The sequence below is a fragment of the Paucibacter sp. B2R-40 genome, from assembly GCF_025717555.1.
GTDB lineage: Bacteria > Pseudomonadota > Gammaproteobacteria > Burkholderiales > Burkholderiaceae_C > Paucibacter_A.
In genome coordinates this window covers 152,076-177,166 of the sequence record NZ_JAJIRP010000012.1, presented here as the reverse complement: position 1 = coordinate 177,166, position 25,091 = coordinate 152,076, and the positions used below count along the sequence as shown (strand labels likewise).

General features: G+C 62.5%; 20 protein-coding genes. 11 read left to right on the top strand and 9 right to left on the bottom strand.

The genetic code is table 11. The annotated features are described in order from the left end of the window. Positions 1 to 126: 126 nt before the first annotated feature. Entirely contained in the window at positions 127 to 765 is a 639-nt protein-coding gene (locus tag LNV09_RS21665) for a c-type cytochrome (protein ID WP_263559132.1), read from the bottom strand. Positions 766 to 833: 68 nt separating this feature from the next. Between LNV09_RS21665 and yihA the strand changes: the two genes are divergently transcribed. Beyond that, entirely contained in the window at positions 834 to 1,589 is a 756-nt protein-coding gene (gene yihA, locus LNV09_RS21660) for a ribosome biogenesis GTP-binding protein YihA/YsxC (RefSeq protein ID WP_263559131.1), read from the top strand. 8 nt (positions 1,590 to 1,597) lie between these two features. On the opposite strand, the gene LNV09_RS21655 is transcribed toward yihA, so the two are convergent. The 5 genes from LNV09_RS21655 to LNV09_RS21635 all read right to left on the bottom strand — a co-directional run bounded on the left by LNV09_RS21655 (position 1,598) and on the right by LNV09_RS21635 (position 8,019). Then, a complete protein-coding gene (locus tag LNV09_RS21655; RefSeq protein WP_263559130.1) occupies positions 1,598 to 3,589 on the bottom strand; it encodes a DUF1631 family protein in 1,992 nt (663 codons plus the stop codon). Positions 3,590 to 3,792: 203 nt separating this feature from the next. Then, complete coding sequence (gene groL, locus LNV09_RS21650) at positions 3,793 to 5,448, bottom strand: chaperonin GroEL (RefSeq protein ID WP_263559129.1); 1,656 nt, start codon at positions 5,446 to 5,448, stop codon at positions 3,793 to 3,795. 179 nt (positions 5,449 to 5,627) lie between these two features. Next, positions 5,628 to 5,918, bottom strand: a complete 291-nt coding sequence (gene groES / locus LNV09_RS21645) for a co-chaperone GroES (protein WP_263534656.1) — start codon at positions 5,916 to 5,918, stop codon at positions 5,628 to 5,630. Between the two features lie 182 nt (positions 5,919 to 6,100). Further along, positions 6,101 to 7,477 carry an MFS transporter gene (locus LNV09_RS21640; protein ID WP_263559128.1) on the bottom strand — a complete coding sequence of 459 codons (1,377 nt, stop codon included), beginning with the start codon at positions 7,475 to 7,477 and terminating at the stop codon, positions 6,101 to 6,103. Continuing rightward, positions 7,474 to 8,019 (bottom strand): cupin domain-containing protein, encoded by a 546-nt coding sequence (locus LNV09_RS21635; protein WP_263559127.1) that lies wholly within the window; start codon positions 8,017 to 8,019, stop codon positions 7,474 to 7,476. Before LNV09_RS21635 ends, LNV09_RS21640 begins: the two co-directional genes overlap by 4 nt. A 147-nt stretch (positions 8,020 to 8,166) precedes the next feature. Between LNV09_RS21635 and LNV09_RS21630 the strand changes: the two genes are divergently transcribed. From LNV09_RS21630 to LNV09_RS21620, 3 genes are all read left to right on the top strand, one after another. Continuing rightward, positions 8,167 to 9,057, top strand: a complete 891-nt coding sequence (locus tag LNV09_RS21630) for a LysR family transcriptional regulator (RefSeq protein ID WP_263559126.1) — start codon at positions 8,167 to 8,169, stop codon at positions 9,055 to 9,057. 189 nt (positions 9,058 to 9,246) lie between these two features. Further along, positions 9,247 to 13,170, top strand: coding sequence for a two-component regulator propeller domain-containing protein (locus LNV09_RS21625; protein WP_263559125.1), 3,924 nt, complete (start codon positions 9,247 to 9,249; stop codon positions 13,168 to 13,170). 54 nt (positions 13,171 to 13,224) lie between these two features. Then, a complete protein-coding gene (locus LNV09_RS21620) occupies positions 13,225 to 13,851 on the top strand; it encodes a LysE family translocator (protein ID WP_263559124.1) in 627 nt (208 codons plus the stop codon). 1 nt (position 13,852) lies between these two features. Here the strand turns inward: LNV09_RS21620 and asd are convergent, their stop codons facing one another. Further along, positions 13,853 to 14,719, bottom strand: coding sequence for an archaetidylserine decarboxylase (asd, locus tag LNV09_RS21615; protein ID WP_263559123.1), 867 nt, complete (start codon positions 14,717 to 14,719; stop codon positions 13,853 to 13,855). Positions 14,720 to 14,781: 62 nt separating this feature from the next. Between asd and LNV09_RS21610 the strand changes: the two genes are divergently transcribed. Beyond that, the gene (locus tag LNV09_RS21610; RefSeq protein WP_263559122.1) at positions 14,782 to 16,455 is read left to right on the top strand and encodes an aminotransferase class III-fold pyridoxal phosphate-dependent enzyme; all 1,674 of its coding nucleotides are present in this window, start codon (positions 14,782 to 14,784) and stop codon (positions 16,453 to 16,455) included. Positions 16,456 to 16,463: 8 nt separating this feature from the next. Here the strand turns inward: LNV09_RS21610 and LNV09_RS21605 are convergent, their stop codons facing one another. Further along, entirely contained in the window at positions 16,464 to 17,162 is a 699-nt protein-coding gene (locus LNV09_RS21605) for a hypothetical protein (RefSeq protein ID WP_263559121.1), read from the bottom strand. A 109-nt stretch (positions 17,163 to 17,271) separates the two neighbouring features. On the opposite strand from LNV09_RS21605, the gene LNV09_RS21600 reads away from it, so the two are divergent. Next, on the top strand, positions 17,272 to 18,522 hold the full coding sequence (locus tag LNV09_RS21600; protein ID WP_263559120.1) for a glycosyltransferase family 4 protein: 1,251 nt from the start codon (positions 17,272 to 17,274) through the stop codon (positions 18,520 to 18,522). Here LNV09_RS21600 and lplT read toward each other — a convergent pair. Continuing rightward, positions 18,503 to 19,756, bottom strand: a complete 1,254-nt coding sequence (lplT, locus tag LNV09_RS21595; RefSeq protein ID WP_263559119.1) for a lysophospholipid transporter LplT — start codon at positions 19,754 to 19,756, stop codon at positions 18,503 to 18,505. The two genes, LNV09_RS21600 and lplT, sit on opposite strands and share 20 nt — an antisense overlap. A gap of 277 nt (positions 19,757 to 20,033) precedes the next feature. On the opposite strand from lplT, the gene mraZ reads away from it, so the two are divergent. From mraZ to LNV09_RS21570, 5 genes are all read left to right on the top strand, one after another. Next, complete coding sequence (mraZ, locus tag LNV09_RS21590; RefSeq protein WP_263559151.1) at positions 20,034 to 20,462, top strand: division/cell wall cluster transcriptional repressor MraZ; 429 nt, start codon at positions 20,034 to 20,036, stop codon at positions 20,460 to 20,462. Then, the gene (gene rsmH / locus LNV09_RS21585; protein ID WP_263559118.1) at positions 20,462 to 21,445 is read left to right on the top strand and encodes a 16S rRNA (cytosine(1402)-N(4))-methyltransferase RsmH; all 984 of its coding nucleotides are present in this window, start codon (positions 20,462 to 20,464) and stop codon (positions 21,443 to 21,445) included. The genes mraZ and rsmH overlap by 1 nt, the downstream gene beginning before the upstream one ends. 3 nt (positions 21,446 to 21,448) lie before the next feature. Then, the gene (gene ftsL, locus LNV09_RS21580; protein ID WP_263559117.1) at positions 21,449 to 21,754 is read left to right on the top strand and encodes a cell division protein FtsL; all 306 of its coding nucleotides are present in this window, start codon (positions 21,449 to 21,451) and stop codon (positions 21,752 to 21,754) included. 68 nt (positions 21,755 to 21,822) lie between these two features. Next, positions 21,823 to 23,586 (top strand): peptidoglycan D,D-transpeptidase FtsI family protein, encoded by a 1,764-nt coding sequence (locus tag LNV09_RS21575; protein WP_263559150.1) that lies wholly within the window; start codon positions 21,823 to 21,825, stop codon positions 23,584 to 23,586. A gap of 7 nt (positions 23,587 to 23,593) precedes the next feature. Beyond that, entirely contained in the window at positions 23,594 to 25,084 is a 1,491-nt protein-coding gene (locus LNV09_RS21570) for a UDP-N-acetylmuramoyl-L-alanyl-D-glutamate--2,6-diaminopimelate ligase (RefSeq protein ID WP_263559116.1), read from the top strand. The last annotated feature ends 7 nt before the right edge of the window (positions 25,085 to 25,091 follow it).

Here is a 25,091-nt window from a genome sequence, read left to right as displayed (position 1 = left end):
AACAGTGTCGATAGACATGGGGTGCGGTGCAGTGCGAGCAAAAAAAAGACCGGTGAAACTCACCGGCCTTTTGCAGTTTTAGGGCTTGTCAGCGCTTCGGCCGAATGACTAGCGCCGAAGAGAGATTCAACGCAGGCCGGCGATGTAGTCCGATACGGCCTTGATTTCGCGGTCATTCATCTTCGCGGCCACGCCGTTCATCTGCAGACTGTTGGCGCGCGTGCCGGAGCGGAAGGCATTCAGTTGCAACTCGGTGTAGTCGCTGTGCTGACCAGCCAGGCGCGGGTACTGGGCCGGGATGCCGGCGCCGTTCGGGCTGTGGCAGGCCGCGCAAGCGGGGATCTGGCGATCGGCAATGCCGCCGCGGTAGATGCGTTCACCCAGCGACACCAAGCCGGCGTTTTTGGAGAAACCGGGTTTGGCCTGCTTGGAGGCGTAGAAGGCAGCGACGTTGCGCATATCTTCTTCCGACAGCGCGCCGGCCATGCCTTGCATGATGGCGTTTTTGCGCTGACCCGCTTTGAACTCGGTCAATTGCTTGACCAGGTACTGCGGGTGCTGGCCCTGCAGAATCGGGTTGGCGGGGCTGCCGCGCGATCCGTCGGCCGTGTGGCAGGCGGCGCAGACTTGCGTCGAGGTCGCTTGACCCTTGACCAGATCTGGCTTGGCGGGGGCATGGGCTTCATTCGCAATAGCGGCGGATGAAAGCAAAAAGCCAGAAAGACCCAATAGGCCAGAGGACAAAAAAGCGGCAGTCTTAGTCATGAATTTATAGATTCGGTAAGCGCAACTTTAAGATTTTACAATGGCAATCCATTCAGCCAGAACAATCCATGACCAACACCACTTCTGTGTCGCAGCATTCTGCGCAAATTGAGACAACTCCAACGGAAAAAGTGGCGTTGGGCTGGACCCATACGGCCCGTTTTCTGACCACCGCCAGCGAGTTGGTGCATTTGCAGGCCAATGAGTTGCCCGAAATCGCCTTCGTGGGGCGCTCCAACGCCGGCAAGTCCACCGCGATCAATACCTTGGCGCAGCAAAAACGGCTGGCGTTTGCGTCCAAAACACCGGGCCGCACGCAGCATATCAATTTGTTCGAACTCGGCCCCAAAGACGCCGCCGACGCCTGGTTTGCCGACTTGCCCGGCTATGGCTACGCGGCGGTGGCACGCTCGGCCAAGCTCCGCTGGCAAAAGGTGATGGCGGACTATCTGGAGGTGCGCCGTTCACTGTCGGGCGTGGTGCTGATGGTGGATTCGCGTCTGGGCATGACCGATCTTGACAAGCAGTTGTTGGATTTTGTGACGCCGCGTGTCAGTACCGGAGAGATCAAGTTGCTGGTCTTGCTGACCAAGTCCGACAAGCTCAACCGCAAGGACGCCGATGCGGCGTTGTTTGGCACGCGGGCCTACTTGGCCGAGAAGGCCAGCGCGGAGTCGGACATCACGGTGATGCTGTTCTCGGCGCTGAAAAAGCAGGGAGTGGGTAAAGCCGCGCAGATCCTGCATGCTTGGGTGCATCCGCCCTTGAATGCTTCAGTCGCTGAGGTGGCCGATGGTGCGGGTCAAGTTGACGGTGCTGTGTAATTTGTCGGTTAGGCGCCGGGCTGAAGGTCCTGCATCAAGGTGTCGACCGCGTGCTGGACGAGATTGTCATCGTCCAGGGCGGTGATCAAACCATTGGCCAGCAAGCGCTCCACTGCTCCGCGCGTCAATGTGTGGCGTTGCTCGGCGTCTTGGCCGATGAAGAGATAGAACTGGTCCTTGTCGCTGATCCAGGCGATCTGCGCTGTCATCCATTCGCTTTGGATGAAGAGGTGATACCAGCAGCCGACTCGCTGGCGTGCCATCCAGTTGGCAACCGCTGCCGTCGAGGCATCGTGATCAATTTGATCAAACAACTGCATCGGCACGGTCGGCAATTGTCCGCGGTCGACTTTGGTGTGCGCCCAATGTTCGGGCAGTTGGCTTTCGCGCTCGTTGAGCAGCCGCTCCAGCAACTCCTCCGGGCTTGGCTCTGTTTTGGCGATGGCCGAGGCCGGCGCGTCGACCGGAGTGAGCAAGGCCGGCAGGCCGCGCAAGAGCCGGCCATGCTGCAGCATCAATTCATGCAACACCCGTTCGCGCTTGTCGGCACTCAGCGCAATCCTGTCGCAGCCTGCGCGCAAGGTTTGAATCAGCTCGGGAAGGCTTCGGCGCAGGCGCTCGCGCGACGCCTCATCGGCGGGCTCCTGCAAGCTCTCCAGCAGATGGTCGACCCATTCGATTTGTGCCATCGCTTGGGCTGAGGTCGGACCATGCAGCACCATGGCCTGTACGATGACCTCGACCCAGCTTGAGTGCACAAAGTCGCGCAGCTTGGGCCCCAGTGCGGCGTCGGCGACTTGGGCCTTGATTTGCTCCCCCAGCAACTGCTGCCACTGCGTGCGCATTTGCTCGCGTTCCAGCGAGGCCAGTGCGATCGCATTGCGCTTGCTGCGTTCTTGCGCCTCGCTGCTCAAGTGATTTTCCACCCGATCCAGTACCTGCTCAAATTGCGCCGCAGTGGGTAGCGGTGCGTCGATCAAGACTTGGATCTCTGCCGTCATCATGCGCAGAAATGCCTGCAATTGCTCATCGTCGGCACGCTCAAAAGCCATGCCATGGGCGGCCACTCGGTTCAGCAAGGCCCAGGTCGGGTGGTCTTGTTTGTGCAGCAAGCTGTGGTCGTGACGAGCCAGTCGCACGACGGCGACCTGCAGCCGCGCCAGCAAGGCCTTCAAGGGCGCCAGCAAGCGCGTGTCGGCCAAAATCTGCTCGTACAGACGGCTCAGCATGTCGGGGCTTTGATCGGCCTTGAAGAGCGGTGCCGACAAGCCGCCCGGACTGTGCCTGGGCGCACGGCTGTTGTGTTCTTGGACGCGGCGAGCCAGGCCGTCCAAGGTGGCCGGCTCGGTATTGCGGCGCCCTTGCGCCATGCGCTGGGCAATGTCGTAGTCCTGCGCCCGAGCGGCATGGCTGGACACCATCTGACTGACATCAGCGGCCCGCAACTTGGCACACAGCGCCGAATAAATGCGGTGCAAGCCCTGCGCCAGCGGCGTGGCGGCGACGCGCATCAGCTCATAGCGTTGCTGCGGGTCCAACTCGACGCTGGACAGCGCGACCAATAGAGCCTGTGCGAACAGAGCCGCTCGCACCGGGTTTTCATTTTTGCGGGCGCGCGCCGTGCCGCGCAGTGCGGCGAAGAAATTGCTGAGCTGATGGAGTTCAGGCCCGCTGCGATCCTCAGCGGTTTGAATCACATGGGCGATCGCGACATCTTGCAAAGCCTGGCGTTCATCCACCAGGCTGAGTGAGTCCATGCTGCCTGCGCGGCGCTGCAAGGGATCCTCGCCCAGCTCGGCCGCCTGCAGCAGTGGCAAGAGGGCATCCACGAAGTCGATGGCGAAGCGTGCGCGCATGCGTCGCCAGCCTTCGAGCAGCGGGAAATGCTTGACCCCGGCGTCCAACTCGCTTTGGATGGCGGCCAGCAAATGGCGGCTCAAGGGCGGCGCTTCGAGCCGCACTTCGTTCAGCAAGGAGGGCAGGGACAGGTCTGAAGACATGGATGGGAACTGGCCCGTTTCGGGCGGCAAGAGGTGGGCTGGACAAGCGTTCAGCCATCGCCTTCAATTATCAATCGCCCGCGCGCACTGCGGCCGCTTGCTGTGGGCACTATTCAACGCATTCGCCATAAACGAAAAAGGGCCGCATTGCTGCGGCCCTTTTGGTGTGCTGGCTCAAAGCCTTGCGGCTTTGAAGGCAGGCATTACATGCCCATATCGCCCATGCCGCCCATACCACCCATGCCGCCGCCCATGCCGCCACCGCCGGCAGGTGCTTCGTCCTTGGCGGACTCGGCAATCATGCACTCGGTCGTCAACATCAGCGAAGCCACCGAAGCGGCGTTCTGCAGAGCAGTACGTGTCACCTTGGTTGGGTCCAGGATGCCCATTTCGATCATGTCGCCATAGGTGTCATTGGCAGCGTTGAAGCCGTAGTTGCCCGAACCGGCCAACACTGCATTCACGACAACGCTAGCTTCGCCACCGGCGTTGTAAACGATCTCGCGCAGCGGCGCCTCGATCGCCTTCAACACCAGCTTGATGCCGGCGTCTTGGTCAGCGTTGGCGCCTTCGATCTTGCCAGCAGCTTGCTTGGCGCGCAGCAGAGCCACGCCACCACCGGCCACGATGCCTTCTTCCACAGCAGCGCGGGTCGCGTGCAGGGCGTCTTCAACGCGGGCCTTCTTTTCCTTCATTTCGACTTCGGTGGCAGCGCCAACCTTGATCAGTGCAACACCGCCGGCCAACTTGGCCACGCGCTCTTGCAGCTTTTCACGGTCGTAGTCGCTGGTCGCTTCTTCGATCTGGATACGCACTTGCTTGACACGTGCTTCGATGTCGGCTGCAGCGCCCAGGCCGTCGATGATGGTGGTGTTTTCCTTGCCCACTTCGACGCGCTTGGCTTGGCCCAGATCGGCCAAAGTGACCTTCTCCAGTGTCAGGCCGACTTCTTCGGCGATGACCTTGCCACCGGTCAGGATGGCGATGTCTTCCAACATGGCCTTGCGGCGGTCGCCGAAGCCTGGAGCCTTGACGGCCACAACCTTCAGGATGCCACGGATGGTGTTGACCACCAGCGTTGCCAGCGCTTCGCCTTCGACGTCTTCTGCAATGATCAGCAGCGGACGGCCCGACTTGGCGACTTGCTCCAGTGTGGGCAGCAGGTCACGGATGTTGGAGATCTTCTTGTCGTACAGCAGCACGAAAGGGTTGTCCAACAGAGCAGCTTGCTTCTCTGGGTTGTTGATGAAGTAAGGGCTCAGGTAGCCGCGATCGAATTGCATGCCTTCGACGACGTCCAGCTCGTTGTCCAGCGACTTGCCGTCTTCGACGGTGATGACGCCTTCCTTGCCGACCTTGTCCATCGCGTCAGCGATGATCTTGCCGATCGACTCGTCGCTATTGGCCGAGATCGAACCGACTTGAGCGATTTCCTTGGAAGTCGTGGTGGCCTTCGAAGCCTTCTTCAGCTCGGCGACCAGGGCAGTCACTGCCTTGTCGATGCCGCGCTTCAGGTCCATCGGGTTCATGCCGGCGGCCACATACTTCATGCCTTCGCGCACGATGGCTTGTGCCAACACGGTCGCTGTCGTGGTGCCGTCACCGGCGTTGTCGGAGGTCTTGGAAGCAACTTCCTTGACCATCTGCGCGCCCATGTTCTGCAGCTTGTCTTTCAGTTCCACTTCCTTGGCCACGGACACACCGTCCTTGGTCACGGTAGGGGCGCCGTACGAGCGCTCCAACACCACATTGCGGCCCTTAGGACCCAGGGTCACCTTGACCGCATTGGCCAAGATGTTCACGCCTTCAACCATGCGGGCACGTGCTTCGCCGCCGAAAATTACGTCTTTTGCTGCCATGAAAATATCTCCAAATCTTGAATGAGGACCACGCTGTCTTTAACAACCAATTGTTGAGAAAGAAAGCGTAGCGAGCGGCGTGCTGGCTAGGCGGACGAAGCGCAGGAACCGGAACGTACTACCTGTACGTGAGGATTCCGAGCATTCGCCCAACGACGCCAGCGCGTCGCGCAGTAGCTTTATTTCTCAACAACGGCGAAGAGGTCTTCTTCGCGCATCACGAGCAACTCGTTGCCGTCGATCTTGACGGTCTGGCCGCTGTACTTGCCGAACAAAACGCGGTCGCCGACCTTGACGTTCAGGGCGATCAGGTCGCCACGGTCATTGCGCTTGCCGTTACCGACGGCCAGCACTTCGCCTTGATCGGGCTTTTCGGCCGCTGCGTCAGGGATGAAGATGCCCGAGGCAGTCTTGGTTTCTTGCTCGAGACGTTTAACGATCACACGATCGTGCAGAGGACGCAAATTCATCACTTCTCCTAGAGAGTTTCGACACTTTGATTCGGGGCGTTCGGCTAAGCCGGCTACCCCGATGGGGACAATTCGAGATTCGCGCAGACCGGCTGGGCCGGATCTGCTGAATCGTTAGCACTCGCTTGAGTTGAGTGCTAGCAATCGAATTATATGGGCGAGCGGCAAGCTTTCAAGCCCCCTTATGCCGCGATAAGCACAGGTTTCGCCCGCAGCAGGCTCACGAAACCCGCCACCAAGGTCAGCACCGCCCCGATCCCGAGGCCGAGTCTGGGTGCGGAATCGACCGACGCGACGGTAAATAGCAGCGTCATGAACACCCCACCTGCGGTTTGACCGGTCAGCCGGGCGGTCGCCTGCATGCCGCCAGCGGCGCCGGCTCTTTCGCGCGGCGCCGCGAGCAACATATTGCGGTTGTTCGGCACTTGAAAAAGGCCAAAGCCCAGACCGCAAATGATGGTGAAGGGCAGCAAGGTCAAGGCGCTGCCTTGCAGCGGCCACAGCGCGGCAGCGGCGAGCCCCAGCGCAAGGAGAGCGCCGCCTGCGGCGCAAAGCCATGCGGTCGAGATGCGATTGGCGAGATGGCCGGCCACTGGGGCTGCGATTGCCACGGTCAATGGCCAGGGCGTCATGTAAAGCCCGGTCATTAGGGTGTCCTGCCCAAGACTGTGTTGCAAATAGAAAGGGAGTGCCAGCAAGCCCATGGTCATGCCCGCGAAGCAAAAGACCGAGGCCAGCACCGAAATGCGGAATGGGCCCGCGCGCAGCAGGTCGAGCGGAATCAAGGGCGCGAGCTTGGGTTCTTCTCGGCAGATCAGTGCCGCCAGGCTGAGCGCTGCCGCAGCAAAGAGGGCGATGGCCAGCGCCGGCCGCTCCACCAATAATTCCGCGCCTATCACCAGTGCCGCAAAGACCGCGCCATTCAGCGCCACACTGACGCGGTCCAGCGGCCGCGCGGTGCCGGCGAGGTCTGGCAAGGCGCGGCTCGCGAGCAGCACCAGGCCACCCAGGGGTAGGTTCAAGGCGAATAGCCAGGGCCAACTCGTCAAGGCCAGCAGCATGGCGCCGACCGTGGGGCCGGCCGCCGAGGACAGCGCAACGGCGAGCGCGTTCCAGCCTATGGCCGAGCCGAGTAAGTGCGGGGGAACCGCCAGGCGCAGCAGCGCAATCCCCAGCGCCATGATGGCGGCCCCGCCGAGCCCTTGAAGGAAGCGCGCCGCGACCAGCCAGGGCAAGGACGGGGCAAGAGCGCACAAGGCGGACGCGACCGTGAACAGCGCGACGCCGCCCGTGAACACCCGCCTATAGCCCAGGCTTTCGCCGAGTGCGGCGCAGGGCAAAAGGCCCATCACCAAAGCGGTTTGGTAAGCGGTGATGATCCAGACCGAGATGCCGGGTGTCACCTGCAGGGCCCGCGCCATGCTGGGCAGCGCGACGTTGGCGATGGCCGCGTCAAGCACCGCCAGCACCATGGCCGCCAACACGGCGGCAATGGCCGCCTTGCGCCTTGGCCCCTGCAGGCCAGCGCTTGCAGCTTCAGTCCGCGGCTCGCTGATCACAGCAGTCCCTCGGTCCAGGCGCCGTCATGCTCGACGTAGCGCGTCACCTGCTTTGCTAGTTGGTCCTCCTTCTTCAGGTCGCGCTCCGTGAAGCGAAACAGCAAGGCGGGCCCGCTCACGCAGCTTGTGTCGTGGATGTCTCCGGGCAGATAGGCCTGCACCTGGCCGGGCCGCAGCAGCGTTGCGCCCCGTTTCACCAAACGGACCTTGCCGTCCGGCTGCTCCAGGCGGGCATAGGTACCCATCTCGATTTCACCTTGCTGCACTGCGTAGATGACCCAAGCCCGGCCATGGTCGTGGGGTGGCCTGTACAGCCCTGTTGCTTCCGTGTGCGCCAAAAGCACAAAGCCGTGCTCGGGGTCGCGGTACAACTCCTGGTTGGCCGGGCCCTCCCGGTGCAGCGCCGCCAACCAGGGCTCGCTGGAGGGGGCTTTGAGCAAGGCCTCCAAATGCCCGCGACAAGCGGCGACCACCTCGGTGCTCAGCGGCCCCCAGGCCGACTTGATCCCCGCCATCGATGTTTCAAGCGTATTGCTGTCCATGATTTCTCCTTCAGTTGCGCTCGAGCGACCGTCGCTCAAACGCATGGCCTGAAGATAGTCAATCACCAGTACTGGCGGAAGGCGCATGATTCACACTCGACACATGCACCAAACGCCATGTCAGAACCAACAACGCGGAGCCTCAGCTTGGCCAGACCCGACCTCAATTTGCTTTTCACGCTGGACGTGCTGCTCGCCGAAGGCAGCGTGGCGGGCGCTGCCCGGCGCCTGCGCCTGAGCCCGTCGGCGATGAGCCGCGCGCTGGCGCGGCTGCGCGAGGCGACCGGCGATCCGCTCTTGGTGCGCGCGGGTCGCGGCATGGTGGCGTCGCCTCGTGCGCTGGAGCTGCGCGATGCCATCGGCCAACTTGTTCAAGACGCTGAAAGCGCGCTGCGGCCGGCCGGCAAACTCGATCTTGGGCAAGTCGAAAGAACCTTCACGCTGCGGGCCAGCGAGGGCTTTGTGGAGAACTTCGGGGCTAAATTGCTGGCGCGTATTGCCGGCGAGGCCCCCGGCGTGCGCCTGCATTTTCTGCACAAGCTGGACAAAGACAGTGGGCCGCTGCGCGATGGCTCGGTCGATCTGGAAACCGGCGTGGTGGACCGAGCCATTGGCCCGGAAGTGCGCGCCCAGCGCTTGTTCCGTGACCGTTATATCGGCGTCGTACGGGCGGGCCACCCGTTGAGCGATGGAGAAATCACGCCCGCCCGCTTTGCCGCCGCTGCTCACGTTCATGTATCGCGCCGGGACAGCGACAAAGGCCCCATCGACGCCGCCTTGGCGGGCCTGGGGCTGCAGCGGCAGATTGCCACGACGGTTGGGGGCTTCGCGGCTGCGCTGGCCTTGGTGCGGGCCACTGACTTGGTGACCTGTGTGCACGAGCGCCACACCGGTGTTCTATATGCGGGCATGCACAGCTTCGCGCTGCCGCTGATGCTGGCGCCGTTCACGGTCTCCATGCTCTGGCATCCGCGCTTGGACGCAGATCTGACTCATCGCTGGTTGCGGGGCTGCGTTCGGGACGCCTGCGCTGAATAGCGAAAAGCAAGCCCTTGATTCGTTAGCCTTATCGGTAGAGCCCCGAACTGCAGAAAGCCAAGTCGAGGCTTATGCTTGCGCAAACAATCCGGGAGGCTGAACTTGGCTCTTTTTGAGCGACCGCCAAAGCTGTTGTCGCCTTTGTGCTTGCTGCTATTGCCGCTGCGCGTGTTGCGCTTGGCAATATGCTTGCTCCCGCTGCTGGTCGCCGCGCCGTCTGCGGTGGCCAACTCTTTGCACAGTCTGCGCTTTTCGCAGTTGGGGGTGGAGAATGGTTTGCCTGGCGGCGCCGTCCTCAGCATGCGACAAGACAGCCAAGGCTTGGTCTGGCTGGGCACCACGGCAGGCTTGGCGCGCTATGACGGGCGCCGCATCAAGTCTTTTTATGCGCGCCCGGATCAGGCCGACACGCTCAGCCATTCTTTGATCGACGCCTTGTTGGAGGATGAACAAGGCCAACTCTGGATCGGCACGCGCGCCGGTTTGGATCGCATGGACTTGGCGAGCGAGAAGATTCAGCGCCAGCCCATGCCCGAGGGTATGGGGCTGGCCGAGCGCCGGATCCTGGCTTTGGCTCCCGCTGCGCCCGGACGTTTGTGGGTGGCCAGTGTCGGCGGCCTGCTTTTGTTTGACAAGGCGAGCCGGCGCTTCATACCCTGGCAAGCGGGTTCGCAGCAGACCTTGCCGGACAAAACGCCCGCGCGCGCCCTCTTGGCCGACGGCCAGGGCGGCGTCTGGTTGAGTCGGGGTCACCAAGTTTTGCATATTGATGCCTTGGGTCGCGTGGGTCGGCAATTCAGCACCCTTGAGGGGCTTTCGGCGGCGTCATTCAAACCCCTTGATCTGATGGTCAATCGCCTGGCGATTGATGGCCAAGATCGCATGTGGGTTGGCATGGCCGCTGGCTTGCAAACCTGGCTGATCCCGCCGGACGGCGGTCCGCCACGCCCTGACCACTTGGCGGACAAGTTGCAGTTGCCACGTGAGCGCGTTTTTGCCTTGCTGCTGGACCGGGACCGGGCGATGTGGGTCGGACAAGGCAGCCGTCCGGCGCTGCACCGTTGGCGCGAGGGTAGCGAGCAGCTTGAGAGTTTTCAGCACTTGCCGTCAGTGGAGAGCAGCTTGGCTGCGGACTCGATCGGCGCGCTGATGCAAGACCGCAGCGGCATTCTCTGGGTTGGCACCCTGTTGTCGGGGGTCAGCTTGGCGGATTTTGGGGGGCGCCGATTTGCCGCCTATTTGAGTCTGCCCGGTGACCCAAGGAGCCTTTCCAGCGATGTGGTGATGGCGACCGCCTTTGACGGTTCCGAGCATCTGTGGGTGGGCACCTATGGCGGTGGCCTGAACCGCTTGCACCTGCCCAGCGGCGAAACCCAGCGTATTGCGCCGCAGGCGATGCCGCTGACCCATATCAAGGCCTTGTTGCGCGAGCCGGATGGGCGATTGTGGGTCGGCGGCGAGCGCGGCCTGCAACTCTTCGACCCTAAGAGTCAGCGCAGCCGCACGATCGAATTGCAGCCGAGCTCGGCGGCAGCGGACTCGATCAGCTCGCTCTTGAGGCTGGAAAATGGAGAAATTTGGGCCGGCAGTTCGGGCGGCCTCTACCGCATCGACCGCCAGGGCCAAGTGCGTAGTTTTCAGGCCGATGCGAGCCGCGCCGGGGCTTTGAATCACGCCATCGTTGATGCCTTGATGCAAGATCGCGATGGGCGCCTCTGGGTAGGCACCAAGGGCGGCCTGCACCTTTGGGATCCGCTTACCGAAACGTTTTTGCGGCCTGTGCAGGGCAATGCCGATCTGCTCAACCCATCTGCGCTGCAGGTTTACGGTCTGCGCCAAGACGGGAGCGGGCGCATCTGGGTCGCCAGTGAGTTGGGTTTGTTTGAATTGCTGAACAAAGGAGCCGGGGCTTGGCAGCTCAAATCCTACGCGAGCATGCCCGGCATGCCCAGCGGCGCCTTCGAGTCCATTCAAGACGCGCAATTTGGCAGCATTTGGATGGGCAGCGAGCATGGCTTGACCGAGTTTCAACCCGAAACGGGGCGTGCGCAGTTCTATCCTAGCGCCAGCCATTTCGGCGGCGGTTTCAACTTTGGCGCCAGCGCGCGCGCCGCTGACGGAACGCTTTACTTCGGCGGCAAGGGCTTGCTGCGTTTCAGGCCCGAGGCCTTGCGTGACAATACCCATGCACCCCAAGTCGTGCTCAGCGACTTGCGCGTCTTCAATCAGTCTTTGGCGCCCGAGGCAGCATCGGCGCCGGCGGGCGCAGGACAAGCCGGTGCCAGCGGCCCGCCCCTGAGCCTGGCCGATCTTGGCATCACAGGGCCGCTGCACAGGGCCGGCAAGGTGCGGCTGAGTCACCGTGAGGCGATGGTGAGCTTTGAGTTGTCGGCACTACATTTCGACAAAAATCCGCTCCTCAAGCATGCCTGGAAGCTGGAAGGCTTTGATCGCGATTGGATCTATGGCCAAGACAATGTGGGTCTGGCCACTTACACAAATTTGGACGCCGGCAACTACCGCTTGTTGGCCAAGGCGGCCAATCCCGACGGCGTCTGGGGCGAAGCCAGGCAATTGCTGGAGGTCGAGGTGCTGCCGCCGTTTTGGCGCAGCTGGTGGTGGAACAGCGGCCTGGCCTTGCTGGCCCTGCTGACGCTGGGGACGGCCTACCGCTTGCGCGTGCGCACACTTCACCGGGCCCGCAGCCAATTGGAGCAAGAGGTGGCGGCGCGCACACAGCAATTGGCGCAGGAGAAACAAATCGCCTTGACGCAAACAGGGCTGGCTGTGCAGTCCAGGGAGGCGGCCGAAAGGGCGCGCCACGACATCACGCTGCTGAGTGAAATCGGCCGCCAGATCACTTCCTCGCTGGATGTCGAATCGATTCAGCGCACGCTCTATCAGCAGGTGGGCGAGTTGATCGAGGCCTCGGTGTTCGGGCTCGGCCTGGTCAATTGGAAGGCCGGCACCTTGGCGTTTGACTTCGTCATGCACAGCGGTGAGGCTTGCAAGCCCTATGTGCGCAGTCTGGCTGCCGTCGAGATGCCTGCGGTGCAAACCGTGCTGACGGGCAAGGAGATGCTGGTGGATCAGATCGAGCGCGATAGCCGCGTGCTGTACAACCAGGAAGGTCCCAGCCGAATCCAGCTGCAGACTGGGGCCGACCCCGCGGCGGTGCATTCGGGCATCTACGCGCCGATGCAGCTCAAGGGTCAGGTAGTTGGCCTGCTCTTCATGCTGAGTGAGCGCAGCCATGCCTTCACGGCCAATGACCTGGCTATTTTGAGCACCCTGGGTGCCTATGCGGCGGTGGCGCTTGACAATGCCGATGCTTACCGTCAATTGCAACTGACCCAGACTCAACTGGTCGAGCAGGAGAAGATGGCAGCGTTGGGGGCCTTGGTGGCCGGTGTCGCGCATGAGTTGAACACGCCGATCGGCAATAGCTTGCTGATGGCCAGCACCTTGCTGGACCGGGGCCGCGAGTTCTCCCGGCACCTGAGCGAGGGCGGCTTGCGGCGTTCGGAGTTGGATCAGTATTGCCAAGCCAATCAAGAGTCGGGCGAATTGCTGGTGCGCAGCTTGCAGAGTGCGGCTGGCTTGATCACCAGTTTCAAGCAACTGGCGGTGGATCAAACCTCGGAGCAGCGCCGGCCGTTTCAGTTGCAGACCTTGTGCCGAGAAATCGCGCAAACGCTGGGTAACCGCTTACGCCGTGACGGCCATGAGTTACGCCTGGATGTCCCCCCGGAGTTGGAGTTGGACAGCTTCCCCGGGCCGCTCGGCCAGGTGCTGAGCAATTTGATCATCAACGCCATGGTTCATGGCCTGGACGGGCAACGCAACGGCCAGTTGGTGCTGCACGCCCGCGAGCGCGACGCCGACACCATCCAGATCAACTTCAGCGACAACGGCCAAGGCATCAGCGCCGCCAACCTTGCCCATGTGTTCGAGCCCTTTTTCACCACCAAGCTGGGGCAGGGCGGCAGTGGCTTGGGCCTGCACATCAGCTACAACATCGTGCACTCGGTGCTGGGCGGCAGCATCACGGTCAACAGCGAGCCTGGCGCGGGCGCGCAGTTCGAGATCCTCATTCCCAAAGTGGCTCCGTAGCAGGCGCGCCCGGCCGGCCGACGATAATCGCGGCCAATTTCTGCCGAGCGACCCATGCTGACTCTTCAAACCGCACTGACCTTTTTCACCTTGGCCCTGCTCTTGGGTTACACGCCGGGGCCGGACAATCTGTTTGTGCTGATTCAGTCGGCCACGCATGGCCGGCGCGCCGGCTTTTATGTGGTGCTGGGCCTGTGCACCGGGCTGATGGTGCATACGCTGGCAATTGCCCTGGGGCTGGCGGCGGTGTTTGCCGCCTCGGCCACCGCCTTCACCGTGTTGAAACTGGCCGGCGCGGCTTACTTGGCTTATCTGGCCTATCAGGTGCTGCGCGCGCCGGTCGGCCCATTGGCTGCGCAGGAGCAGGCCAGCATGAGCCCTTTGAAGATGTACGCGCGCGGCGTCGTGATGAATCTGAGCAACCCCAAGGTGGTGTTCTTCTTTCTGGCGCTGCTGCCGCAGTTCGTCAACGCGGCTCAAGGCGCAGTAGCTTGGCAGATCGCGCAGCTGGGGCTGATTTTCATCGTTGCCACGCTGATCTCGTTTGGCTCCATCACCTTTTTTGCCGGCGCGGTCAGCCGCGTCTTGAAGCGTTCAGTCGCCGCGCAGCGCGGCCTGAACTGGCTGGCCGGCACGGTCTTCATCGGCTTGGCGCTGCGGCTGGCGCTGGCCGAGCGTTGATTCATGCGGAGCCGGGTCGCTGCATCAGCGCCTGCCCCATCTGAATCTTTGCCCCGTTTTCTATCCCCGGACTCAAGCTGAAACCCTTGGGCGCGAACACGATGATGGTCGAGCCGTGCTGGAACCAGCCCATCTCTTCGCCCTTTTTGAAACTGGCCTGGCAGGGTAATTCGTTGGCGCCCCGGTAGTCGACATGCAGCAGCAGGTCGAGGAAATGCAAGCGCAGGCTGGCCACCAGGATCGCCGCCACCGGCACAATCGTGATCGGCTCGCCGGTCTTCAGCTTTGATCTCAGCACCGCACGCTCATTGCGGCAGAACAGGCGCTCGACCCGCTTGAGCGCGATCGGGTTGACGTTCCAGGTGTCGCCGGCGATGTGTGTCACATGCTCGACCGTGCAGTCTTGCGGCGCATGGAAGCGGTGGTACATCGCCGAGGTCAGGCGCAGCGTGACGAACATGCCGTCTTGGAATGCGGACGTATCTTGCGTCGGCCCGAATAGATCTTGCATCGAGTACGGGAAGCCCTTGGCCTGAAAGATCTGGCGCCCTTCGACTGAGCCGCAAGCGCCGACGATGGCGTCGCAGGGGCTGCTCAGCACCTCGGCGCTCATGTCGACCTGGCGTGCGCCCGCCACCAATTCACGCGTGAAGCAGTCGTGCAGGCTGTCGAACTTTTGTTTCTTGGCGTCACTCAGATCGAGATCGGTGAACAGGCGCCAGACCGCGATCGAAGCGCGGGCCAGCAGCGGATTGCGGATTTGGCTGAATTTGCCCATCAGCCGGGTCAGGGCGATGCGCGGAATCCGGTTCGTCAGCAAGAAGTTCAGATCCTCCTGTTGGAGCATCTTTCGCAGGGAAATTGTCATATTCACGAGGCTGTCAAGCAGCGCTGATTAGATAGAGGGACTGGACTTCTTCTGATTGCGTCATGGAACAAACATCGACTTTTGCGCTTTCCGCCTTGGCCCTGGCGGCCTTGGCCTGGACGCTGCCCCGCGCCAAGCGGCGGCTGGAGCTGTCGCGCGCCAAGCACCGCTCGCTTGCCGGCCACTCTCGCATGGCCAAGCGCCTGGCCGGCTGGATTCCCGGCTATACCTATGACGAAGTGCGTTTCTTCAACTCCGACGCCGCGCCCGAACAGGTCGTGAACCGCCGCCGCATTGGATTCAAGCGGCTGAGCGAGACCTTTGCGCAGCGCTATGCCAAGAGCATCGCGATGACGGCGCGCGCCCGCGAGGGGATTTCCGATCTGCAATTCACCGGCAGCTACCGGGTGCCGTTTCAGTACAGCCCCTATTTGCGCGAACACCTGAAGACCGGCAGCTTCTTGCAGGCCTCGTCGGGCGTTGAGGTGGTGGATTTGGATGGCAACCGCTTTTACGACCTGACCGGCAGTTACGGCGTCAATGTCTTCGGCTACGACTTCTACCGAGACTGCGTGGACGAGGGCATCTCTTTGACGCACCAGCTCGGGCCGGTCTTGGGTGCCTACCACCCCTGCGTGGCCGACAACGTCGATCGCCTGAAAAGCATCTCGGGGCTGGACGAAGTGTCCTTCCATATGTCGGGCACCGAGGCGGTGATGCAGGCCGTGCGCTTGGCGCGTTATCACACCAAGCGCAAGCACCTGGTGCGCTTTTGCGGCGCCTATCACGGCTGGTGGGAGGATGTGCAGCCCGGCATCGGCAACCCGCTGCCGCCGCGCGAAACCTACACGTTGCAGGAGTTGGACGAGCGCAGTCTGCAAGTGCTGCGCACCCGCAAGGACATCGCTTGCGTCTTGATCAATCCGCTGCAGGCGCTGCATCCGAACAAGGGCGCGCCGGGTGACTCGCAGCTGCTCGACAGCGCCCGGCGCGCCGGGTACGACCGCGCGGCCTATACCGCTTGGCTGAAGGCGCTGCGTCAGGTCTGCAGCGAGCGTGGCATTGTGCTGATCTTCGACGAGGTGTTCCTGGGTTTCCGGCTCGCACCGGGCGGCGCGCAGGAATACTTTGGCGTGCGCGCCGACATGGTCACCTACGGCAAGACCCTGGGCGGCGGCTTGCCGGTCGGCGTGGTCTGTGGCAAACGTGCGTTGATGAAGCGCTTTCGCGAAGAGCGTCCGGCCGATATCTGCTTCGCTCGTGGCACTTTCAACTCGCACCCCTATGTGATGGGTGCTATGAAGGTGTTTTTGGATAGGCTGGAGAGTCCGGCCATCAAGGATGTCTATGCGGGCCTGGATGAGCGCTGGAACGCACGCGCCGAACGCTTCAATGCGGCGCTGCAGAGCGCCGGTCTGCCGGTGCGGGTTGCTCATATGCAGTCAATCTGGACGGTGTACTACACCGAGCCCTCGCGCTACAACTGGATGCTGCAGTTCTATCTGCGCGAGCAGGGTTTGGCCTTGAGTTGGGTCGGTACCGGGCGCCTGATCTTCAGCCTCAACTACAGCGATGCGGACTTTGATCAAGTCACGCAGCGCTTCGTCAAGGCGGCTCAAACAATGCGGGCCGAGGGCTGGTGGGAGGCAGATGCCGCGCTGACGAACAAGGCCATCAAGCGCGGCCTGCTGAAGGAAATGCTGAGCCACTGGTGGGCTGGCGGCAGCAAATCCTAAAGCGTTATTTAACCGTGTTTCGCATTCAGGTCATGCGCAACATGGTTCATCGGGTCGATCAACTCGCCGCGCAGCAGATACAGCGGCGCCTTGTGATACAGCATGATGTCGTGGAAGGGGTCGGTCAGGATCTTGGTCATCCAGGCCACGCCGGTCATCAGGTCTTGCTGAATCCACAGCTGCAAAACGCGGAAGATCAAACCCGCCGCGCCCAGCGCCAACCAGGCGATGCCCACGTCATGCAGCCAGCCCTGCACATCGGTGGCCGGCTGGATCAGGCCAAACAGCGAAGGCTGCAACCACAGCGCGGCAGGGATGGCGACCCAGATCGCCAGCAGCACGATTTTGCGCTGGATGTTGTAGCCGATCTTGATTTCTTCCTTGTGCTCATCGGTGGCCTGATTGATATGGTCATAGCCGCGCGGCTCGAAGAAGAAATGCCCGGCTTGGCGGCTGGTCATCGACACACACCAGGCCAGTAGCGCGGCCATGGCCGGGTTGAAGAACAGCATCGCATACGAGATCAGAAAGAAGATCGCGCTCAGCAAGTGCAGGCTTTGATTGATGCGGCTGTGGTGGTAGTAGCGGTGGTCGTCCCAGCGCTGCACTCGCAAAGTGTGGGCAAGAGTTTGAAGAAAAGGCTTGTCGTTCACGCGCGCGTCCTCGTTCGTCATTTGCAAGAGCCGCCGCCCGGGATGGGCCGGCATGCTGCGAGCGCAATGGTGACTTCGCTGCGTGAAAATTCCGTGACGATGCGGCGCCGTAATCTTTTGCATCTGTCATCGAACTGTTATGCGCGCCGTGCACCATGCGCACATGAAAAACGTTACGACCGCAAGCTCCAACGGCATCCTGGTGGATAACTATCCGGCGGCGCAGCGCTCCTTGCGGATTGCGTTCGTGACCGAGACCTACCCGCCCGAGGTCAATGGGGTGGCGATGACGATTGCCCGCGTCGTCGAAGGCTTGCATGCGCGCAATCACGATGTGCAGTTGATACGGCCACGTCAGGATGCCAGCGATGCGGCCGAAACCGGCGTGCGTTTTCATGAGGTCTTGATGCGCGGCCTGCCAATTCCGCGCTATCCGAATCTGCGCATGGGTTTGCCGTCCAAGAAGGCCTTGGTACAGCTCTGGTCGCTGCACCGCCCGGACGTGGTGCATATCGCCACCGAGGGGGCGTTGGGCTGGTCGGCCCTGCAGGCTGCCACGCATCTGAAGTTGCCGGTGTGCTCGGACTTCCGCACCAATTTCCACGCCTACAGCCGGCATTACGGCATCGGCTGGCTCTACAAGCCCATCATGGCCTATTTGCGCAAGTTCCATAACCGCACCCAGGCGACCATGGTGCCGACCGAGGCACTGCGTCGTGATCTCGAAGCGGGTGGTTTCAAAAAGCTCAGCGTGGTGTCGCGCGGTGTCGATGTTCAGCAGTTTTCGCCGCTGCGGCGCAGCCAGGCCTTGCGCGAACAATGGGGCGCGGCACCCGGCGATTTGGTTGTGGTGTATGTGGGCCGGATTGCACCGGAGAAAAACTTGCCGGCGTTGATGGCCGCTTTCGAGGCCATCAGCAAAAACGATCCACGCGCTAAATTGGTGATCGTTGGCAGCGGCCCGCAGCAGGCTGAGTTGCAGCAGCAGCTGCCTAACGCGATATTTGCGGGGCAGCGCAAGGGTGAAGATTTGGCCGCTCATTACGCCAGCGGTGATCTGTTCTTGTTCCCCAGCCTGACCGAGACTTTCGGCAACGTCACGACCGAAGCGATGGCCAGCGGTTTGGCCGTGCTGGCCTTCAATTACGCCGCCGCCGCGCAGCTGATCCGCAGCGGTGTCAATGGCCAGGTGGTGGAGATTGACGACGCGGCCGGCTTTGTACAGGCCGCCGTCGACTTGGCCGGCGATGCAGCGGGCCGCCGGCGCATGGGCGAGGCAGCAGCGGTGACGGCTCAAGCGCTGGATTGGAGCAGCATCGTGGCGCGCTTCGAGGGCGTGCTCGACTCGGTGATTCACCGGGGCGAGGAGCCCTATCGTTCGCCTATCGTGGCGCCTAAACAGCGCATGGTTTGATTTCGGCCTGGCGGCGAGCCCGCCAGATCAGCAAGCCCATCAAGCTGGCGATGCAAAGACCAAAGCCCCACATCAGGCCGACGATCGACACATCCAACGCCAAAAGGCTGGCGTAGACCGCCAGCATCACCAGCACGCTGGCGTTCTCGTTGAAGCCTTGTACGGCGATCGAGCGGCCGGCGCTGAGCAGCTTGTAGCCCCGGTGCTGCAGCAGCGCATTCAGTGGCACCACCATCAGGCCACCGACCGCGCCGACCAAGGCGAGCAAGGGAATGGCGACCAGCAGCGAGTCGGCGCTGGCAATGGCCGGGATGAACAAGCCCAAGAGCACGCCGAACACCAGCATCCGTTTGGCCGCGTGCAAGGGCACCCAGCGCCCGGCGATGGCCGCGCCGGCGATCACACCGACCGCCACGGCCGCTTGCAAATAGGCCGCCTGAGACAAGGGCAGGTGCAAGACATCGGCCGCCCAGCGCAAGACGGCAAATTGCAGCGTCGCACCAACGCCCCAAAACAGCGTGGTGACGGCGAGGGAGAGACCGCCATCGGCGTCGGCCCATAGCCGCCGATTGGATTGCCAAAAATCTGCGCACAGGCGCCGGGGGTGCAGGCCGCAAGCGGGATAGCGAGCGCCACTGTCGGGCACACCCAGGTTGAGTGCCGCCGCCAGACCGTAAACCAGCATCAACAAGAGGATGGACAGGCTCAGCCGGCTGGGTGTGAGCCAATCCAAGGCTTGCAGCGCTTGTTGCGCCGCGCCGAAGCCGCTCAAGCCGAGCAACCAGGGGCTGACCAGCAAGCCACCCAGCACCGTGCCGAACAGCGCTGCGCAGACCACGCTGACTTCCAGCCAACCATTCGCTTGCACCAATCGTTGTGGGCCGACCAGTTCGGTGACCAGACCGTATTTGGCCGGTGCATAGGCGCTGGCTCCGAAGCCGACGATGGCAAAGGCGGCGAACGGATGCAGGCCTAGCGCCAGCCCGAAGATGCCCAGCAGCTTGACCCCGTTCATCCAGGCCATCAAGCGCGCCTTCGGTATGGCGTCTGCCAGGGGGCCGACAAAGGGGGCCAGCACGACATAGGAGATCGTGAAGCCGAACTTCAGCATCGGCGCCCACCAGCCGGGCAGATCCAGCTCCACCAGCCGGGCAATGATGACGATCAGCAGGGCGTTGTCGGCCAGAGCTGAAGCGAACTGCGCCGCAAGCAGCAGAAAGAATCCAGTGGGCATGAGCTGAGGTCTGCTGGTCGATTTGAAGGCAAGAGCGTGACAGCAGCGCGTGAAACGCTGGTGACAGGAGGCTGAACTCGATTTAGTCACTTCATCTTCAACATGCAGATCAGGCCGCAAGTCCTTATTTTTGAACGATTTTTACTTCTTGCCTGGTTTGCAACTCTCCGCTAAGTACTTGATTTAATTGAAAAATATTTGACCTGCCTTGATCTTTGACCTCGCATCGAGTAAAGTGGGAATAAGTGCAGATTGGTGGGTCGCCGTGGCGAATTTTGTGTTTCAAGGGGCTTCAGCCTTGGCAATGGATGCCAAGGGGCGTTTGGCCGTCCCTACACGCCACCGCGAGGTCTTGCAGGCGCTGTGCGCCGGTCAGTTGACGATCACCAAGCATCCCGATGGCTGCTTGGTGGTGTTTCCGCGTTCGGTGTGGGAGGGTTTTCGGGAGCGTGTGGCGGCCCTGCCGATGTCGGCCTCCGGCTGGAAGCGAGTGTTTCTGGGTAATGCGATGGATGTCGAAATCGACGGTGCTGCGCGCGTGCTGATTTCGCCCGAGCTGCGTGCCGCCGCCGGCTTGCAAAAAGATGTGATCTTGATGGGCATGGGCAGTCATTTCGAACTCTGGGATGCGGCCGCCTATGCCGCACATGAAGCCCAGGTCATGCAGTCCGAGATGCCGGACGCCTTGAAGGACTTCAGCTTCTGATGGATACGCAAGCACCACAGTTCTCGCACACCACCGTGCTCTTGAATGAAGCCGTCGAGAGCGTCCTGACCTCACCCGACGGTATTTATGTTGACGGCACTTTTGGGCGTGGCGGGCATTCCCGCCTGTTGTTGAATAAGCTCAGCCCACAGGGCCGTTTGATCGCGATTGACCGCGATTTGGAGGCGATTGCCGCCGCCACCGAAGGGCCGGATCGCATCAGCGACCCGCGCTTCACGATTGTTCACTCGGCCTTTGCCGATATGCGCGCGCAGCTGCGCGCCATCGGCATCGAGCAGGTGCAGGGTGTGCTCTTGGACCTGGGCGTGTCGAGCCCGCAGATTGATAACCCCGAGCGTGGGTTCAGCTTCCGCTTCAGCGGGCCGCTGGATATGCGCATGGATACCACCCGCGGCGAAAGTGCCGCGGATTTCCTGGCCCGCGCCGATGAGCGCCAGATTGCGGAGGTCGTGCGCAACTATGGGGAAGAACGGTTTGCTGTGCAAATTGCAAAGGCGCTTGTTGCTCGCCGCGTCGAGGGCCGAGCCGTCCGAACCACGGATGACTTGTCCGAAGTCGTGGCTCGTGCGGTCAAGACACGCGAGCCGGGCCAAAACCCCGCCACGCGCACATTTCAAGCTCTTCGGATTCACGTCAATGGCGAGCTTGAGGAGCTTGAGCAAGGGCTGAACGCGGCGCTGGCGCTGCTCGCACCCGGCGGGCGCATGGCCATCATCAGCTTCCATTCGCTTGAAGATCGCATCGTCAAGAACTTCATCGGCGGCCACAGCAAGCAGGTGGTCGACCGCCGCGCGCTGTTTGCCGAGCCCAAGCCCTTGGCCTTGGAGGCGATTGCCCGCATCAAGCCCAGCGAGGCCGAGGTGCAGGCCAATCCCCGTTCACGCTCGGCCGTCCTGCGCATTGCGCAGCGCACCGACGTGCCGCTGCCTGTTGAGCATCACAAGCGCCGGCGGGGCGAGTAGGCCATGTTGGGGCGGCTGAATTTTGTTTTGCTGCTGATCGTGCTGGGGTCCGGCATGGTCTTGGTGCGCAGCGCCTATGAGGCCCGCCGCCTTTTTACCGAGGTGGACCGGGCGCAGGCCGAAGGCCGCCGCCTGGAGGCCGACAGCCAGCGCCTACAGGCCGAGCGTCATGCGCAAGCGACCAATTTGCGCGTGGAGCAGGTTGCCCGTGAGCGCTTGAAGATGCGTGCGATCAGTCCGAATGTGATTCAAACTGCCGAGGATCACGCCGCCGCTGCGGCCGCCAGCAAAGCCGGAGCCTCGCGATGAAATGGTTTAAGCGCGCTCGCTCCAGCGGTGCCGAGCCGAACAAGCGCTCGGCGCGCAGCGCCAAAGCCATGGTGGCCAACCAGGGCACGCGCAGCGTCACCTATTCCAGCAGCCCATTGCTGGCCTCCAAAACGCCGGTCTGGCGTTCGCGCTTTCTGGTTGCCTTGGTCGGCATCGCTTTCACCGGCTTGCTGGCCCGCGCCCTCTATGTGCAGGTGATTGGTACGCAGTTTTATCAAAAGCAGGGCGAGGCGCGCTATGTGCATCAGCTGGAACTGCCGGCCAGCCGCGGCCGCATCAATGATCGCAACAACCAGGTGCTGGCCGCCAGCGTGGCCGTGCCCTCGGTCTGGGCGATTCCCAAAGAGGTCGATGCCGACCCCGAAAAGCGCAAGGCCTTGGCCAAGATCCTTGGCATCTCTAACGCCGATTTAGAGCGCAAGCTCGATCCTGCCACGCGCTTTGTCTGGCTGCAGCGCCAGGCCGACGATCAGGTCGCCGCGCAGATCAAGGCCTTGGGCCTGAAAGGCGTGTTCCAAGACCGCGAATACAAGCGTAAGTATCCGGAAGGCGAGGCTGCCGCCCATGTGGTGGGCTTCACCAATGTCGAGGACAAGGGCCAGGAAGGCATCGAGCTGGCACGCCAAAAAGACCTGCAAGGGCGTGACGGCAGCCGCTCGGTCGTGCGCGACCGCCTGGGCCGCGTGGTCGAGGACATTGGCGAGCGCGTGCCGGCCGCCAATGGCCGCGATATCGACCTGTCGATCGACTCCAAGGTGCAGTTCTTTGCCTATCAGCGCATCCGCGACGCGGTCGCCGAGCACAAGGCCAAGGCCGGCAGCGTGGTCGTGCTTGATGCGCAGACCGGCGAAATTCTGGCGCTTGCCAACTTTCCCAGCTACAAGCCCGACGAGCGCAAAAACCTCAGTGGCGCGCAACTGCGCAACCGCGCGCTGACCGATATCTTCGAGCCCGGCTCGACCATGAAGCCGATGATCGTCGGTCTGGCCTTGGAGACCGGCCGGGTCACGCCCGATACCGTCATCAACACCGGGCGCGGCAGCGTCAGCATCGCCGGCTGGTCGCCCACCGACCACACACCGCGCGACACGCTGACCGTCACGCAGATCATTCAAAAGTCCAGCAACGTCGGCGCGGCCAAGCTGGCGCTATCCATGCAGCCGCGCGAGATGCATGAGCTGTTCACCGCCATCGGCCTGGGCCAGCGGCCGCAGATCGACTTCCCCGGCGCCATCACCGGCAAGCTACGGCCCTACAAGAGCTGGCGGCCGATCGAGCAGGCGACGATGGCCTATGGCTACGGCCTGTCCGCCTCGCTACTGCAACTGGCGCGTGCCTACACCGTGTTCGCCCATGACGGCGAGGTGATTCCGATCACCATGATGCGCAAGCCGCCCGACGAAGTGGTCACGGGCATCCGGGTGTTTTCGCCCAAGACGGCCGAAACCATGCGCGGCATGCTGCAAATGGCGGCCGGACCCGGCGGCACCGCACCGCAGGCCATGGTCAGTGGCTACAGCGTCGGCGGCAAATCAGGCACCGCGCACAAGCAAGAAGGCAAGGGCTATGCCGGCCATAAATACCGCTCCTGGTTTGTCGGCATGGCGCCGATCGGCAAGCCGCGCATCATCGTCGCGGTGATGGTGGACGAGCCGAGCAATGGCGTCTATTTCGGCGGCGCAGTGGCCGGTCCGGTATTCAGCCAGGTCGTGGCGCAGAGCCTGCGCCTGCTCAATGTGCCGACCGACCTTGAGGTCAAGCCGCAGATCATCGCCAGCCAAAAAGTGCAGGCCGTCGAGGAAAGTTTCTAAAAAGATCATGTTGACCCGCCTCAAATCCCCCGAAGCCTGTGCCCGTTGGTTGCAGGAATGGACCACCGGCGTGCTGCGCACCGACAGCCGCGCGGTGCAGCCGGGTGACGCCTTCATCGCCTGGCCCGGCTATGCGCGCGACGGCCGCGAGTTTGTCGCGCAAGCCTTGGCGGCCGGCGCTTCCACCTGCCTGGTCGAGGACGCTGGGGTTGAAAGTTATGGCTTTGTCGACGCTCGCGTCGCCTCGCTGCCGGACCTGAAATCCAAGACCGGCTTGATCGCCGCCGCCTACTACGGTGCACCCTCCAAGGCCTTGAGCGTGATCGCCACCACCGGCACCAATGGCAAGACCTCGACCGCCTGGTGGTGCGCGCAGGCGCTGAGCTTGCTGGGCCAGCGCTGCGGCGTGGTGGGCACTTTAGGCGTGGGCGAGCCGCCTATTCCTGGTCGGCAGGCCGCTGCGATCGAATACACCGGGCTGACAACACCTGACCCCGTGCTGCTGCAGGCGAACTTCAGGCGCATGCTTGACCAGAACTATGCGGCTTGCGCGATCGAGGCCTCGTCGATCGGCCTGAAGGAATTCCGCCTCAGCGGCAGCGAAATCAGTGTCGCCCTGTTCACCAACTTCACCCAGGATCACCTCGACTATCACGGCACGATGGACGCCTACTGGGCGGCCAAGCGCGAGTTGTTCGATGCGCCCGGCCTGCGCGCCGCCGTCTTGAACGTCGACGATGCCAAGGGCGCTGAGCTGGCGCTTGAACTGCAGCCGAAGCTGGACGTCTGGACCTGTTCCTTGATGGGTCCTGCGCGTTTGCAGGCGACCGATCTGCATTACCGCGCCGGCGGCCTGGCTTTCACGCTGCGTGAGAGCGAGCAAGCGCTGCTGGTAGAGACCGGTTTGATCGGCGAATACAACGTCGCCAATCTGCTCGGCGTGATCGGCTGTCTGCGCGCACTGGGCCATGGCCTGGTCGAGATCGCCGCGGTGGCGGGCCAAGTCACACCGGTACCCGGCCGCATGCAGCGGGTCGGCAATGGCTTGGAATTGCCACAGTTGGTGGTTGACTATGCGCATACGCCGGATGCCTTGGACAAGGCCTTGACGGCTTTGCAGCCACTCGCTGCGGCGCGCGGCGGCAAGCTGGTTTGCGTGTTTGGCTGCGGCGGCAACCGCGACCGCGCCAAGCGCCCGCTCATGGGCGCGATTGCCGCGGCCAAGGCAGACAAAGCCATCATCACCAGCGATAACCCGCGCGACGAAGATCCGGCGCAAATCCTGGCCGATATTGCTGCCGGTGCGGGGACTGCGGCCGTGACACTGGTCGACCGCAAGGCCGCAATTCAAGCGGCGGTGCTGGAGGCCGGTCCACGCGACGTGCTGTTGGTGGCCGGCAAAGGGCATGAGGACTATCAAGAAATCAAGGGTCAGCGTTGGCCCTTCTCCGATGTTGACGAAGCAAGGCTGGCCTTGATCACGAGGGCCGGGCTGTGAGCGCGTT

Excerpts from the sequence above, each read along its gene's own strand:
- asd (WP_263559123.1), bottom strand. The coding sequence starts at position 14,719 with ATGACAATTTCCCTGCGAAAGATGCTCCAACAGGAGGATCTGAACTTC.
- yihA (WP_263559131.1), top strand. The coding sequence starts at position 834 with ATGACCAACACCACTTCTGTGTCGCAGCATTCTGCGCAAATTGAGACA.
- lplT (WP_263559119.1), bottom strand. The coding sequence starts at position 19,756 with ATGCCCACTGGATTCTTTCTGCTGCTTGCGGCGCAGTTCGCTTCAGCT.
- groL (WP_263559129.1), bottom strand. The coding sequence starts at position 5,448 with ATGGCAGCAAAAGACGTAATTTTCGGCGGCGAAGCACGTGCCCGCATG.
- LNV09_RS21575 (WP_263559150.1), top strand. The coding sequence starts at position 21,823 with ATGGTGGCCAACCAGGGCACGCGCAGCGTCACCTATTCCAGCAGCCCA.
- LNV09_RS21665 (WP_263559132.1), bottom strand. The coding sequence starts at position 765 with ATGACTAAGACTGCCGCTTTTTTGTCCTCTGGCCTATTGGGTCTTTCT.
- LNV09_RS21635 (WP_263559127.1), bottom strand. The coding sequence starts at position 8,019 with ATGGACAGCAATACGCTTGAAACATCGATGGCGGGGATCAAGTCGGCC.
- rsmH (WP_263559118.1), top strand. The coding sequence starts at position 20,462 with ATGGATACGCAAGCACCACAGTTCTCGCACACCACCGTGCTCTTGAAT.
- groES (WP_263534656.1), bottom strand. The coding sequence starts at position 5,918 with ATGAATTTGCGTCCTCTGCACGATCGTGTGATCGTTAAACGTCTCGAG.
- LNV09_RS21605 (WP_263559121.1), bottom strand. The coding sequence starts at position 17,162 with ATGCCGGCCCATCCCGGGCGGCGGCTCTTGCAAATGACGAACGAGGAC.
- LNV09_RS21600 (WP_263559120.1), top strand. The coding sequence starts at position 17,272 with ATGAAAAACGTTACGACCGCAAGCTCCAACGGCATCCTGGTGGATAAC.
- LNV09_RS21620 (WP_263559124.1), top strand. The coding sequence starts at position 13,225 with ATGCTGACTCTTCAAACCGCACTGACCTTTTTCACCTTGGCCCTGCTC.
- ftsL (WP_263559117.1), top strand. The coding sequence starts at position 21,449 with ATGTTGGGGCGGCTGAATTTTGTTTTGCTGCTGATCGTGCTGGGGTCC.
- LNV09_RS21655 (WP_263559130.1), bottom strand. The coding sequence starts at position 3,589 with ATGTCTTCAGACCTGTCCCTGCCCTCCTTGCTGAACGAAGTGCGGCTC.
- LNV09_RS21570 (WP_263559116.1), top strand. The coding sequence starts at position 23,594 with ATGTTGACCCGCCTCAAATCCCCCGAAGCCTGTGCCCGTTGGTTGCAG.
- LNV09_RS21610 (WP_263559122.1), top strand. The coding sequence starts at position 14,782 with ATGGAACAAACATCGACTTTTGCGCTTTCCGCCTTGGCCCTGGCGGCC.